Source organism: Membranihabitans marinus (genome assembly GCF_019802045.1).
GTDB classification, from domain to species: Bacteria; Bacteroidota; Bacteroidia; order Chitinophagales; family Saprospiraceae; genus Membranihabitans; species Membranihabitans marinus_A.
In genome coordinates this window covers 361022-375029 of sequence record NZ_JAHVHU010000004.1, presented here as the reverse complement: position 1 = coordinate 375029, position 14008 = coordinate 361022, and the positions used below count along the sequence as shown (strand labels likewise).

General features: G+C 43.7%; 11 protein-coding genes. 9 read left to right on the top strand and 2 right to left on the bottom strand.

Going from position 1 to position 14008, the window contains the following annotated elements:
• The first annotated feature begins 12 nt into the window (after positions 1 to 12).
• From KUV50_RS04435 to KUV50_RS04405, 7 genes are all read left to right on the top strand, one after another.
• Positions 13 to 1932 (top strand): SusD/RagB family nutrient-binding outer membrane lipoprotein, encoded by a 1920-nt coding sequence (locus KUV50_RS04435; RefSeq protein ID WP_222578890.1) that lies wholly within the window; start codon positions 13 to 15, stop codon positions 1930 to 1932.
• 569 nt (positions 1933 to 2501) lie between these two features.
• Positions 2502 to 3299, top strand: coding sequence for a sulfite exporter TauE/SafE family protein (locus KUV50_RS04430; protein WP_222578889.1), 798 nt, complete (start codon positions 2502 to 2504; stop codon positions 3297 to 3299).
• On the top strand, positions 3299 to 4069 hold the full coding sequence (locus KUV50_RS04425; protein WP_222578888.1) for a phosphatidate cytidylyltransferase: 771 nt from the start codon (positions 3299 to 3301) through the stop codon (positions 4067 to 4069). The genes KUV50_RS04430 and KUV50_RS04425 overlap by 1 nt, the downstream gene beginning before the upstream one ends.
• Before the next feature lie 11 nt (positions 4070 to 4080).
• Positions 4081 to 4755 carry a hypothetical protein gene (locus KUV50_RS04420; RefSeq protein WP_222578887.1) on the top strand — a complete coding sequence of 225 codons (675 nt, stop codon included), beginning with the start codon at positions 4081 to 4083 and terminating at the stop codon, positions 4753 to 4755.
• A gap of 117 nt (positions 4756 to 4872) precedes the next feature.
• Positions 4873 to 5976 carry an SDR family oxidoreductase gene (locus KUV50_RS04415; protein WP_222578886.1) on the top strand — a complete coding sequence of 368 codons (1104 nt, stop codon included), beginning with the start codon at positions 4873 to 4875 and terminating at the stop codon, positions 5974 to 5976.
• Positions 5977 to 6026: 50 nt separating this feature from the next.
• Positions 6027 to 6620 carry a CDP-alcohol phosphatidyltransferase family protein gene (locus tag KUV50_RS04410; protein WP_222578885.1) on the top strand — a complete coding sequence of 198 codons (594 nt, stop codon included), beginning with the start codon at positions 6027 to 6029 and terminating at the stop codon, positions 6618 to 6620.
• A 425-nt stretch (positions 6621 to 7045) separates the two neighbouring features.
• Positions 7046 to 8395 (top strand): Gfo/Idh/MocA family protein, encoded by a 1350-nt coding sequence (locus KUV50_RS04405; protein ID WP_222578884.1) that lies wholly within the window; start codon positions 7046 to 7048, stop codon positions 8393 to 8395.
• Between the two features lie 339 nt (positions 8396 to 8734).
• Here the strand turns inward: KUV50_RS04405 and KUV50_RS04400 are convergent, their stop codons facing one another.
• Both KUV50_RS04400 and KUV50_RS04395 read right to left on the bottom strand, forming a co-directional pair.
• Positions 8735 to 9565 (bottom strand): sugar phosphate isomerase/epimerase family protein, encoded by an 831-nt coding sequence (locus tag KUV50_RS04400; protein WP_222578883.1) that lies wholly within the window; start codon positions 9563 to 9565, stop codon positions 8735 to 8737.
• Between the two features lie 202 nt (positions 9566 to 9767).
• Positions 9768 to 10484: an SDR family oxidoreductase gene (locus KUV50_RS04395; RefSeq protein WP_222578882.1), complete on the bottom strand. Its 717-nt coding sequence runs from the start codon at positions 10482 to 10484 to the stop codon at positions 9768 to 9770.
• A gap of 159 nt (positions 10485 to 10643) precedes the next feature.
• Between KUV50_RS04395 and KUV50_RS04390 the strand changes: the two genes are divergently transcribed.
• Complete coding sequence (locus KUV50_RS04390) at positions 10644 to 13409, top strand: hypothetical protein (protein ID WP_222578881.1); 2766 nt, start codon at positions 10644 to 10646, stop codon at positions 13407 to 13409.
• 97 nt (positions 13410 to 13506) lie between these two features.
• Entirely contained in the window at positions 13507 to 14007 is a 501-nt protein-coding gene (locus KUV50_RS04385) for a hypothetical protein (protein WP_222578880.1), read from the top strand.
• Position 14008 lies beyond the last annotated feature (1 nt).

Below are 14008 nucleotides of genomic sequence, written 5' to 3'. Positions count from 1 at the left end.
ATGATAAATAATATGAAAACCAAATTAATATATTGTCTTCTTACCGTACTTGCAATCAGCTTCTTGGCTGCTTGTTCGGATTTTGAAGAGATCAACATTAACCCCACTGCAGCAAACGCTGACCAGGTGCAGGTTGAATACTTTATAAATAATTCCATAGTCGGAGCCCAGATGGATCCTCACATCGCAGAAAGGGCGTTTGTATTGTATTGGAAAGCAGCCGGACGGATGGATCGCACGAATACTTTACCTGTAGGTAGCTACAACGATGGTTGGTCCTCGGATTATTTCAGATATGTTTCTGACTGGCTCAACAATTCGTATTCGGCCATTGAAATTGCCGATCAGCAAATTGAAAGTGGACAATTCAAGGAGTATACCAATAATTTGAAACAGGTTGCGCGAATATGGCGTGCCTATCTTTTAAGTGAAATGACGGATAATTTTGGACCATTACCAATAAATGGGTTTCAAGGTGTAAATCCTGACTTTGACAGCGTGGAAGATGTGTATTCTTTCTTGTTGACAGAACTGGCCGATGCAGTGGGACAGATTGATGCGTCAATTAGTGTTCCCAACACTATTCAGGATCTTGATCCGGCGTATTCATACAATTTTACCAAATGGGTCCAATACGGAAACTCCATGCGGATGAGATTAGCCATGCGGCTTTCGGAAACCGATCCTGGAACAGCTCAACAGCATTTTGAAGCAGCTGCCGGAACCAATCAATTTATAGCGACGCTTGATGATAATTTTGCGGTACAGGAAACCGGCGGCTGGAGTGCATTGACCGGGGTGATGACACGAGAATGGAATATGCAATACTTGTCCCCCACGATGAACAATCTTATGATTGGACTGGGTGGTGTCCCGAGTGAAGTTCAATTGGCAGATTCACTGCTTCAATACATCAAACCAGCCAACTATCTGGGTGCCAGATATGAAGATCACTTTACTACAATGACGAATGATCCTTCAGCCGGATATTGGTTTGACGGTCTACACCAGACCATCGATCCCCGGTCTTATGTTCAGTTCCCCATACCTGGCGACTTTGCCAATCCGGAAATGAACCGCTATCCATCGTGGAGCTTGGGAACTACCGGAGAAACGGTAAGGAATCTGGTCACAGATGATGGGAATACCGTCGTGAAAGAGATCGATGCAGCATTTACCTGGAATGCGCCCTCCATTGGTAACTGGGGCGATAAAGGTTCCAAAAACCAGGTATACTCCCATGCTGGTGCCGTGCCTCGACTGGCCAATAGTTTCCGAAATGGCACTTCCAAGCGGATTTTCTTCGGATCTTGGGAATCCTATTTTCTGATTGCTGAAGCCGCAGTGAGAGGTTGGAGTGTGCCTATGAGTGGTCAGGAAGCTTATGAGGAAGGAATCAAACAAAGCTTTGCGTATTGGGATGTGACGGATTTTGTTACGACGTATCTGACTTCAGAAGACTACAATCGCGTCGGTACATCAGTAGCGTGGAATCATACCGCAGAACCACCAGCTACGGTAACTATGGACTATGTGAACGGATACACGGATGAAGCTGGCACGGTGGAATTCAGCTATCCGGACAATGATTTATATGAGAATGGTAATGTAAAGAATGATGCGTTGACGAAAATCATGACACAGAAGTTTATTGCACAGTCCCCGTGGTTACCTTTGGAAACCTGGAATGACCATCGACGGCTTGGTTTACCATTTTTTGAGAATCCAGCTGTAGAGAAATCATTGCCCAACTTGCCGGCTCTGAATTCCAGTAATTTTATGGAAAGCCGCTGGGAATTTTTCCCTCAGCGATTGCCTTACCCTTCCAATCTGGAAAGTAATGTGCCGGAAGGCTATTCTCAGGCAGTTAATTTCCTGAACGGACCGGATGAAGTTTCTACCCCGTTGTGGTGGTCAGGTGAGCAACAATAATAAATCTTTTTATTGGTGAATTATAGGGCCGCTTCGTTATGAAGCGGCCTTTTTTAGTTTAGCCCGCTTTATCCACCACGTCCAACTATTATGATGCATAATTTCCAGTGCATCAATTGCCTAATTCCCAAAATTGGACCTGTTACATAGCCCAAATTTGGTTGACGTTTTACTTTTGATTCATCCTTTATCCTCGGGACAGAGCTCTCCCACAGCCAAGACGGGTAATGTGGATTGACCACATTCGTTCTCGCCCTTGGCGAGATTTTGCTCAGTCATACTGAACTTTCTGTCACAGCTCGGCTTTACGGAGATGAGACTACATTCGGTCCTATTACGAACTCCTAGAAATAGAATACTATGCCTGAGGCTATATGTTTATATTTTTTTAAATGCAATTAATGCTTACCCGCCCAAAACTAGGATGTTTCGGTTTCTTCATCAGAGGCAGATTGACTACCTATGGTCTCGAGCGAGCCGAGACTGCATTCACTCATATCCGCACTACTTATTTTCTCGCATTTTATTTGTAATATTGCCCACGAAAACAAATCACCTACACGCCTGAAATGATCTTTTACTCACCCATTGAACCCATATACTATATTCTTCCGGTTATCGGATTAATCGTGGGCTTACTGGGAACACTGGTCGGTGGGGGAGGCGGGTTTGTTTTTCTTCCGGTCTTGGTGCTTATTATCGGTGTCCCGACACATACGGCGGTGATTACATCCCTGGTCGCCACACTTCCTGTGGGTTTGATAGGTTCATTTGTTCACTATAAAAAAGGTAATGTGAATGTCCGGGTGGGCTTGATGTTTGCTGCAGCCGGGTTATTTGGAGCATTTGCGGGAGTCGCATTGGCGAACCAATTTAGTGATGACGGTCTGCAAAATGTTTTTGGAATTTATTCGATATGCATGGGAATCTATATTTTTTTCAATACCCAAAGTATGGATTTGTTGACCAAGAACATTACAGGAAAAACAGCTCCATTTACCAGGAAAACTATAATCAAAAGCTCGTTTTTTGGATTCTCTGCGGGCACCATAACCGGTGCTTTCGGCACCAGTGGAGCTGCTCCATTGTTAGCAGGTTTGTTTTCTTTAAAAGCTTCCATCAAGATTGTAGTGGGAACATCGCTGCTTATCGTAGCGTCAAATACTATTTTTGCCATTGGCTCTCACTTTTTAGTGGGGAAAATTGACCTGACGCTCGTGATCTTTCTCACGGCAGGTTCTGCGATCGGAGCCAGCATTGGTCCTCTTTTACTGTCTAAAATGGATACTGTAAAATCAGAAGGGAATGTGCGATATATATTTGCGGTCATAATGGCTTTGTTGGGAATAGTTATGATCTGGAGCTGATGGGACAAGAAGTATATATCACCCCGTTGATCTGGACGATTTACCTGGTTATCCTGGGCTATTTTATTCTCGGTGCTGTAGGATTTTATGTCATCAATCGAAAAAAATCCCGTGAAATCGCTCGAAAAAGTTATATCAAGTTTGGTACTTACTTTCTGATCATCCATATACTTTTTTTTAGTATTTCATTCTGGCCTGTTCTTTTTCAGTTTTGGAGTATTGTGATTATCGGCATAGGATCGATTGAATTAGCCCGATTGTATGGGAAATCGGGCCGTCAATTAACTGGATTTTTCTTTGCATCCATGCTTGTATTTCTTCTGCTGTCCGTGGGCTTTATTCTATTCGGCTTTCTGAAACAAAATTTAATTCTCTACGGGTTTTTGATCGTTTCCATTTTCGATAGTTTTAGTCAGATCTCCGGCCAATTGTGGGGTCGAAAACCCATACTTCCCACCATCAGTCCCAATAAAACAGTTGGTGGAATAGTGGGTGGCGCACTTATCGCACTAGTTAGTAGTTTATTTTTGGCAGGACTGTATGATGCATCCCTGCAAGAGCGCCTCCTATTAACCACTGGAATTATCCTGTTTGCGTTTTTAGGTGACGCGATGGCATCGCTGTACAAACGGAAATACAAAGTCAAAGATTATAGTCAAATTATTCCCGGCCATGGTGGTTTCCTGGATCGATTTGACAGTCTTATTGCTGGCGGAGCATGGGTGGTCATTTATTTTACATTTTTTATTGATATTTGTGGATCGAACTAATAATTAGCCGGATGGATAACGTACTGTTGATTTCTTTGGGGTATCTCTTTGGAATTAGCTTGCTGCTTATTTTCAATGAGGTTAATTACAGGTGGTTCAAAATAAAGGGTGAATATAGCCGGAAAATAGCTCACGTTTTAGCCACCTTAGCCACGTTGCCTTTCCCGTTCTTGTTTTCCAGCCATTGGTACGTGTTTTTTCTTGCAGCTTTATTTTTCGTGGTTTTGTGGTCTTCCCAACGGATCCGTCAATTGAATTCGATACATGATATAGCACGAAATTCGTATGGCAGTTACCTGTTGCCCCTCGCCATATATTTTACTTTTCTTGGATATACTTTCAGTGGAGATCCTGTGATGTATATTTTACCTATAACCATTTTAGCAATTTGTGATCCTGTCGCTGCATTAGCAGGAATGTCTGTGAAAAAGTACAACAGAACACTTTCATTGCCCGGGATTCCTACCAAGAAAACAGTGGTGGGTTCATTTGCATTCCTGTGTGCCAGCGCCATTTTGAGTCTCATCATATTGAATTGGTGGAGCGAATGGACTTTGAATAAAATGGTATTGATGTCCATAAATATCGCAATTGTAAGTACATTAGCTGAATTGTTGAGTTGGCGAGGTTCTGATAACTTGACCATTCCATTGAGCGTTCAACTGACGGTCTGGATCTTGATTTAATACCGCAAATATTATAATGAAATGAACAATAATAGTAAAATGGAATTAAATATACTGCAAAAGATATTCAGTGCTCGGTCGAGCGCATGAATGTGCATCTAAAAAGTAAAACCTTCTATGAAAAAAGTCATAATCGCCGGTGCCAATAGTTTTGTTGCCTCACATTTTGTACACAAATTATTGTCACAAGACTATCATGTAGTTGCGTTGGTCCGAGGAAGCAGTGAAGCTTCTGCTGTGGATCGAATGCAGGAAGCCTTGGAAGACACCACGTTGGATCCTGTTCAAGATTCGGGAACGCTGACCGTCATTGACTATACGCTTCTTGCTCCCAACTTTTCGCTCAGTGAAGAAACTATTGCATCTATTTTTGAAGGCCATTTAGACTACTATCATTTTGCTGCCAGTCTAAAATTTGATTTTCGGTCGAAAGAAGAGATATTTGATACCAATATCAACGGGCTCAAAAATGCATTGAATATATTTCAAAAATATGCTTCTGAGAAAGGTCGATTCTTCTTTATAAGTACCGCCTATTCTTGTGGAGTGTATTCAGATGTCTTTGAGGAAAAATTCTACCCGGAAGCAGATATTTCTCAATTTAGAAATTATTATGAACAATCCAAACGTCTTGCTGAGAATGCGCTGCAGGAGTTTATGGCAGAATATCCCATTAATGCCCACGTCATTCGCTTATCTCAAGTAGTCGGTAATAGTCGGTCAGGTGTAACCAGAACCAGTTATGGCATATTCGATTTTGCAAAACGTGTCCATGCTTTGGCACAGCAGTACCCCAATCAGAAAATACGGATTCATGCAGATCCCGATGCAACGCAGAATTTAATCTCTATTGACACCGTGATTGCTGATCTGATGGAGGTAGTAGCTACGGATGAGGTCCCTGTAATTATGAATTTTGTGGCCAATCATCCGATGTCCAATCGACAGATTATTCGAAGTATAAGTGATTTGACGTCAGTGGAACTTGTTCCAGAGAAAGACATTCAAAAAGAAGATATGAATGAGTTGGAAAGAATGGTATTGGCCGGGATGGCCTTTACCGGAAATTACATCGATACTGATATTGACTTTGACACACGACAACGGGATAAGGTGATTTCTCCGCTTCACCGCGAAGTCAACGAATCCAGTGTTTTTGCCATGCTAGCCTATTATCTGGATAACATCACGGAGAAAAGTGCGGTAAAAAGTCAACAATGACTTCGGTTAATTAGGAATTGTGAATGCTATTTAAGAAGCTGTAAAATCTCATGAAGAAAATATACGTCCGCGGTGAAAATGTACTCAATGTACCCAACCTCCTGAGCTTATATCGACTATTGGTTTTTCCGGTGATCTTATTCATGGCGCTGACCGGCCGGGAAGAAGAATTTGTAATTCTCATTTGTATTAGTTTGGTTTCGGATATCCTGGATGGAAATATTGCCCGGATCTGGAAATTGCAAACCAATTTCGGAGCCGCACTTGACAATCTCGCAGACGTGTTTACGTTTGCCATGGCGTTATTGGGGTTGTTTATATTCAAATGGACAGAGATTGAACCGCATGCGTGGTTGCTTTATATATTTCTAGCTGTCTTCGTGTTGAGTTATGTTGTAGGGTTTTCCCGGTTTGGTAAGATACCTGGATTGCATCTGTATGGTGCGGTTATAGCCGGTTACCTTCAGGGTGTATTTTTCTTTGTATTGTTCGTTTTTGGCTTCTACGAGTGGTTCTATTATCTTGCCGTAGGGTGGGGCGCGCTGGCTTATCTAGAGAAAATATTGGTGTTATTTAAATTGGATGATATTCGTATTGGGGTAAAAGGGTTGTATTGGCTGATGCAGGAAGAAGAAAAGGGGTGAGGCGAGTATTAAGGTTGAGGTTACGGTAGAGGGGATGATGTAAGTGAACGACGTATGTGCTTATCGCCTTTTTAACCAGGTGGTTTAACATTGGGGCATGTTTATCGTGCTAAAATGGGATTTACAGCGTGTTTAAAAACTGAAGCGTCTGGTTGAAGATGGTTTTTGATAAATATGTCAGTTTGTTTCTTTATACTATTTAATTTGGATGTTCATAAAGTCTTGTCAGTGCTTAGGTTGCCCTCGCCCGAAGGTTGACAGGCGGCTAAGTATTTGGATAATAACTCCAACCTTTCTTTTCACAGGTAATTTATGAACAAAAGGCTGTCAGGTTAGCCTCCCTCTGTAGCCAGACCATCATCAAAGAATGACGTGGTGAATAAAGCGGGTTAACCAAAATTATTTATCTTACCTTCAAAAGTACCATGCACTTCAACATCAATCGCCGACACTTCCTGAAAAACAGCTCTGCAACTTTGGCATTAGCAACTATGGGTGATTATGGGCTGGACCTCTTTCACAGAGAGAAAAACTGGCGGGTTGGTTTGATCGGCTGCGGCTGGTATGGTAAAAGTGACCTCGCCCGATTGATGCAAGTAGCTCCGGTAGAGGTCGTGGCTTTGTGTGATGTGGATCAGCATCATTTAGCTGAAGCGGTGGAATTGGTGAATAGCCGGATACAGCCTTCCAAACTACCTCAGACTTATAGGGATTACCGGAACATGCTGGCCAACCATGAATTTGATCTAGTATTAATTGGGACACCGGATCATTGGCATGCGCTGACAATGATTGATGCGGTGAAGGCCGGAGCCCATGTGTACGTCCAAAAACCTACTGGTGTGGATGTTATCGAAAGTGAATCGATGCTGGCTGCAGCCCGAAAATACAACAGAATCGTTCAGGTTGGCACGCAACGAAGAAGTACACCTCATCTTATAGAAGCGAAAGAAAAGGTTGTTGATGCCGGGCTTCTCGGGAAGGTGGCTTATGTAGAGATGTTTTGCTATTACCACATGAGAGCAAACGGCAACCCATCAGTGACGCCTGTTCCTGACTTTTTGGATTACGATCTGTGGACCGGTCCTGCACCCCTCCGCCCGTATGATAAATTACCTCACCGGGGGTGGTGGCGGACCTTTATGGAATATTCCAACGGAATCATTGGTGATATGGGCGTTCATATGTTTGATACCGTACGTTGGATGCTGAACCTGGACTGGCCGGAGCGAATCTATTCTACGGGGGGCATCTTAGTTCAGAAAGACGGCAAATCCAACACCCCGGATACCCAGACAGCTACCTTTGAATACCCGAATCTAAAATGTGTCTGGAATCACCGAAGTTGGGGCAATTCGGTCGACGCGGAATACCCATGGGGTTTTAAGATATACGGTGAAAAAGGAACTCTGGCGGGCAGTGTCCATAAATATAATTTTACGCCCAGGGGCGAAGGGAAAGTGGTGCACGGCGATGTCTTGTATGAAAAAGAAGAGTTTCCCGAAGATGTCACAGAAAGTCATAATGAGCTCCATGTGGCCCCCGCAACACGACGACATATGTTGAACTTTATCGCTGCGGTCGACGCTGGGAGAAAACCAGTGGCCGATATCCGTGAAGGGCATATATCCTCCGCGAGTTGTATATTGGGAAACCTCTCCATGGAGCTGGGACGGGCGTTGGAATATGATGCAGGGCAACGGGTGGTAAAAGATGATGCGGAAGCGACCGGTTTACTGAGACGGAAGTACAGAGGGGCATGGATCCATCCATGAATCAATTGAAAATTGAAAATTGAAAGTTGAAAATGGACGCACAATTTGATCACACACGATGAAATTCAGGATGTGCGAATTTCATACCGTAGTAATTGATTTTTGATTTATTTACACAATAAGTCTGCTGAACGCAAAAGGAATAATGCGATTGAATCGAGAGGTTTGAGGCTGGAAGCTGAAAGTTAGAAAGCCTGGAACGAAATCCCTGCTATAATAATCAAAGTGAAACGTCCTAAAGCCAAGCGTCCCAATAACCAGTTACATTGCTCTCCGCACTTTATCCAACAAAACTGGTACTTTCTCGTAGGGATCTCCCGGTCCAAGTGTCTCAAGTGGTTAGTAACCCCGGTAACCGGATCTTTGGATAATCGGCATCAATCGCTCAAAATCCGTGGGTGTTTCTTGATCTTCGATCCATACATTTTCCTTGATCTGCCAAGTAATCGCTTTATGGATATTTTTTTGGATTTCCTGATAGGGGGGATGTTGCCGGTAGCTGCCGATATCAAGATTCAATCCCATCCAGTCCGAGTCAACCAATGTAAAAAGATGGTTAACATCAGCTGCGGTTTTTAAAAATCCATTGTGGTTTTGCACTGCGATCATCACACCATATTTTTCGCCAGTTTTGCAGCAGGTTTTGATGTCCCTGGCCATCCATTCAAAAACTTCTTCCCGAGCATATCCGGAGTGATCGTGATGCCCTGGAAATATTCGAAGAGCGGGAATCCCCATCTTGAAGGCGACCTCCGTCCATTGACGGATTAATTCAATATCATCCCGCCGGCTGTCTGCATCCGGATTGGCAAAGTCATTCCGCACACCGGTCCCGCTGATATCCAGGCCAAGCAGAAATGCCTTTCGCTTGAATTCCCGCATGTATTCATCAGCTGGTACTTCCGGGTAACCTGGAAAGTAATACGCGGTCGGATCGATGGCCTCAAAATTATACTCAGCGCAGAAATCCAGTACGTCAAAAAGGTCTATTACCCCTTGTTGGAGCAGGGCGTTGAAAGAATATACGTTAAGGCTGAGTTTAAATTTATGGGGTAAGTCCTTCTTACCGTGATCAGAAGTAGAAGTTAGGACCTGAAAACTAAAAGTGGAAAGAGCAGGCGCTGTCATCATTGTTTTTAGAAATGTCCGTCTGGTCGGTGTGTTTTTCATAATGATCGGTTATTATAGTACATGGAATATAGTAATTTCTTACCCAATTGCGATCTTTTTATAAGCCCACTCCTGCGATTTATGGTGTTTGGCGGTTAAAATCCGCCCCACACCTGGACTAGACGTTCTAATTGTCGAATTTCGGTGCTGTGCCCCAGACCAGTGTTAGCATAAGGTTTGGGGCACCCCCACTCCAGGGTATTCACAAACTCAGGGGATTCGTAATTACTACTTCTTTTACGCACGCACCGTCAGATAAATTCAGCAACCATTCGATGGTGTGAAACAGATCTTGTGTCTGGATCCTGTCCTCCGGTGCCAACGGACTGCCTGCTCGGTTCGCCATATCCGTATCCACCCAGGCGGGACAAAGAGCGGTTACTTTGATGCCGATCGGGGTTAATTCCCGGTACAGTGATTCACTGAGGCCGCGCAGCCCCCACTTTGAAGCGCAATAGCCCCCGGTACCTGGAAAACCTACTGTTGCAGAGCGAGATACTACATTGAATATATATCCGGATCGTTGTCTTTTCATTAATGGGACCACCGCCTGAGCTACTAAAAACTGACCTGTGATGTTGGTTTCCAAAAGTTCTCTGAAATCTTTTTCAGAAAGATCCAGTGTTCCTTTACGGTGTATGCCGGCATTGTTAATAAGGACATCTATACGGCCAAACTGTGCTGCAATGGCATCGATGGTTTGTGTGATCAGACCGGAATTGGTGATATCCAGGATATAATAGATTGGTTTTTGGTATCCCAGCGAGACAATTTCCTGAACGGTTTTCTTCAGATCTTTTTCATGGCGTCCAGTCAGAATAACCTGATATCCGACTTTTGCTAATCCTGTTCCAAGGGCTTTTCCGATGCCTTTGGAACCGCCTGTGATTAAAGCGATTTTGAGCCTGCCTTTTCCCATCGTACGAAAATTTTCTCAAAAGATACAAAACCCAATCGGATCGAAAAGGGATATTAATGCATTTGATCAAAAAATTAAGTTTGGGTATATTCGACGCCAATTACACAGGCGGCAACTTCGTAGCCGGATGAAAACTACATAAAACTAACAACTTTTAATATGATGAACCGCGATTGCAAAGCACTGACAATGATTTTACTATTGATCCTGTTCTGCGGTGGGTCGGGACAAGCTCAGGTGAGTTATGACTCTTTTGAAGCAGCAGGCGTTTATCGCATGGGCGCTGACCAGGCACAAATTAATTCCCGGACCACGACGATAATAGCTGATGATCGATTAACCAATAAAAAAGGAATAACACTCAAAAACGGAGTACCGGCTGCGCTGGATATGGAACGAGAGGAACCGGATATTCTTTTTGAATTTAAAGCTCCTGTAGCTGGATATTATGTAATGAGTACTTACGCAAAGACTGATGAAGAGGGAGCAACATTGATGGAAGCAGCTACTTCCAAATACGAATCCTTATTTATGAAAATGGAGTTTGATGATCAGCGAGCAACCAGTCGGGTCATTTATGTGCCGTGGAACCGCCCCCGGCAAACCACGGGAAAGTTTATGTTATCCGGAGAGGCGCAAGTGCTCAAAATCTGGTTACCTCGTGGTGTTCGGTTAGATTTTGTGGAACTTAAAAAGTATGTAGCCCCTGCCGTACCCAACGAAGTTGAAGAATACAAACCGACAGTTCTTCCACCAAAGGAGCACCCCAGACTTTGGGTGAATTCGCAAACTTTGCCATTGGTGAAAGACCGGCTTGAATCCAAAGAGCACAGTCATATTTGGAAAAAAGTAGCTGATGAGGCCAAAGAACCGTTTGAGTTTGAAGTAGATTCCACCATTGAAATGTCGTTTGATGTGGAATTGGAAAAAGCAGCCAAGCTCAAAGCGTTTTATTATCTGATGGAAGACGACAAAATGATAGGCCGGGAAGCCATTGATTTGATGAGCAGCTATCTGGATGTGGTATCGTTCGGAAATATTCTTGATATTACACGGGAAATGGGGCGGACGATCTATACCGCGTCGCTGGTTTACGATTGGTGCTACGATCTGATGACCGAGGATGAAAAGAATGAGATGGTTGAACGTCTGATGAGACTGTCCATGGACATGGAATGTGGTTGGCCACCGTTTAAGCAAAGTATCGTAAATGGTCACGGGAATGAAGCACAGATCAATCGGGACCTCTTGGCTATGAGTATCGCCATATACGATGAAGACCCCACGCCTTATCAGTATACATCCTATATCATCCTGGAACAATTAGTTCCCATGCGGGCGTTTGAATATCAATCGCCGCGGCACAATCAAGGTGTGAATTATGCCGCCTATCGGTTTGCCTGGGAGATGCACGCCGCCTGGCTTTTTTATCGGATGACCGGTGAACCGGTGTTTGATAATAATATAAAAGGAATGGGGGATTACTGGCATTATATGCGCCGCCCGGACGGTCAGATGCTTCGAGATGGGGATGGATTTAGTGCCGGAAAACCCGGTGAATTCTACTATTGGAACCGACCGATTACCATGCTCATGATGTATTCCTATGCCCGGGACCCGGTTTTGAAAGGAGAGTTCCAAAGGCAAGGCGGACTCCCTCACAATCCGGTGTTGTATCTGCTTCTGAATGATCCCGAGCTCATGGGCAATAAAAGCCGTGAATCGTTGCCTTTGACCAAAGATTTTGGGCCTGTATTGGGCTCCATGGTCGCCCGGACCGGGTGGGATATCAGTATGGAAAGTGATGACGTCGTGGCTGAGGTAAAGGGCGGTGGATATCATTTTGGGAACCACCAACATTCGGATGCCGGAGCGATTCAGGTTTACTACCGGGGACAGCAGCTCGGCGACCTGGGAATCTATAAATTTTATGGTACACCCTATGATTACAATTTCAACAAACGGTCTATCGCGCACAGCATGATGCTTGCGGTGGATCCGGATGAGAAGTTTTTAAATACGGAGTCGAACGATGGGGGAACCCGGCTGAACCAGCGTTTCCCACGAACACCCGAAGAAGCAATGACAGATCCCTGGTTTGATAATGGTCGGGTAGTATCTACGGCCATGGGGCCTCAGCTGAAGCAGCCTCAGTTTAGTTATTTTAAGGCAGATTTGACGGCGGCATATACCTCTAAAATGAGTGATTATACCCGTTCTTTTTGTTTTTTGAACCTCGACCGCAATGATGTTCCCGCAGCTATTATTTTGGCTGATGATATGACTACGTCTCATGAGAATTTTCAAAAATACTGGCAAATCAACACATTGAATCCTCCCGAAATCAAAGAAAAACAGTGGCGACTCTATAATCAGCGCAATGGTAAAACCGGGAACACCTTCGTCGAAATGGTCAAACCAGGCTACAATGAGCGCAAGATTGAAGTTTTTAGTGGTCAAGAAGCAAATAGCTCGTTTGGGTATCAATACCAGGTTCCTTCACAGGTGCAACCAGAGGTATCGGGGCACCGCATTATGGTCACACCATCGCAACCCTCCAAGCGGGACCGGTTTTTGACGGTGCTCCAGATGACAGCGGATGATACGCCACCTTTGCCTGTGACTACACTGGAAACACCACAAAGTGATGTAGTCATTTTGGCAGATCGGGTGGTGAGCATAAGTAACCACAGTGATTTGATTCGGGACTCTTTTGCTATAGAAATTCCCGGTTCAGGAAATTTTCAAATTTTATTGGCGGACCTGAAGCCCGGGTACTGGAACGTCCAGAGCGATTCCGGTGAAATAAAGTTCAATGTTCAGGTGAAGGCAGGTGAGAATACGATATACTTCCTGGCACCAGCAGGAAGATACCAAGTTCAGCCTGGTCGATTGTATGGGGTAAAATTGTTGGGCGAAGAATAAAGTTCGTTGTACAGGGTGTCGGAGGAGGATTAAGAATTATGCAAAGTCTGAAAAGTTATGATGGAACGATCATAGAAATCAAGAAAATATTTCCTCTATGTTGAAAATAAAAAATAATTATTATTTAATATTAGATTGGAAAATTAGCATAGATCAAATAGTAAATAGTATGAACAAAGAACGGTTGGTATTTCAGCAGCATATAAGATTATGTTTATATTTTCTTGTTTTTAACTTTATTAATCCGGTTGCCGTTACCGCACAAATAACTGATGTATGGGTGCTTGGAGATGGAGAGAAAGTTTTCAGAGATGACTTAAACCACGCATCAAAAATCAATAATTATACCTGGGACGGTCATAAGATCAAACTAAAAGGTTTTTACAATGAAATTTTAGCATTTCAGGTCATTGTTGAAACGGGTAGTAATGGGGCACAAGGGGTAGAGCTCGCAGTGAATAGACCGGTAAATAAAACTGGGAAAGTAATAGGTGGAAATACGATCAGGTATGGCAATGGGGGAACGGTTGAACTTTTCACTCAGCATATGGCTTTACACATCTCCGATCTACTCTTACTATCCTGGATTAGCACCTGAG

Excerpts from the sequence above, each read along its gene's own strand:
- KUV50_RS04435 (WP_222578890.1), top strand. The coding sequence starts at position 13 with ATGAAAACCAAATTAATATATTGTCTTCTTACCGTACTTGCAATCAGC.
- KUV50_RS04430 (WP_222578889.1), top strand. The coding sequence starts at position 2,502 with ATGATCTTTTACTCACCCATTGAACCCATATACTATATTCTTCCGGTT.
- KUV50_RS04425 (WP_222578888.1), top strand. The coding sequence starts at position 3,299 with ATGGGACAAGAAGTATATATCACCCCGTTGATCTGGACGATTTACCTG.
- KUV50_RS04420 (WP_222578887.1), top strand. The coding sequence starts at position 4,081 with ATGGATAACGTACTGTTGATTTCTTTGGGGTATCTCTTTGGAATTAGC.
- KUV50_RS04415 (WP_222578886.1), top strand. The coding sequence starts at position 4,873 with ATGAAAAAAGTCATAATCGCCGGTGCCAATAGTTTTGTTGCCTCACAT.
- KUV50_RS04410 (WP_222578885.1), top strand. The coding sequence starts at position 6,027 with ATGAAGAAAATATACGTCCGCGGTGAAAATGTACTCAATGTACCCAAC.
- KUV50_RS04405 (WP_222578884.1), top strand. The coding sequence starts at position 7,046 with ATGCACTTCAACATCAATCGCCGACACTTCCTGAAAAACAGCTCTGCA.
- KUV50_RS04400 (WP_222578883.1), bottom strand. The coding sequence starts at position 9,565 with ATGAAAAACACACCGACCAGACGGACATTTCTAAAAACAATGATGACA.
- KUV50_RS04395 (WP_222578882.1), bottom strand. The coding sequence starts at position 10,484 with ATGGGAAAAGGCAGGCTCAAAATCGCTTTAATCACAGGCGGTTCCAAA.
- KUV50_RS04390 (WP_222578881.1), top strand. The coding sequence starts at position 10,644 with ATGATGAACCGCGATTGCAAAGCACTGACAATGATTTTACTATTGATC.
- KUV50_RS04385 (WP_222578880.1), top strand. The coding sequence starts at position 13,507 with ATGTTGAAAATAAAAAATAATTATTATTTAATATTAGATTGGAAAATT.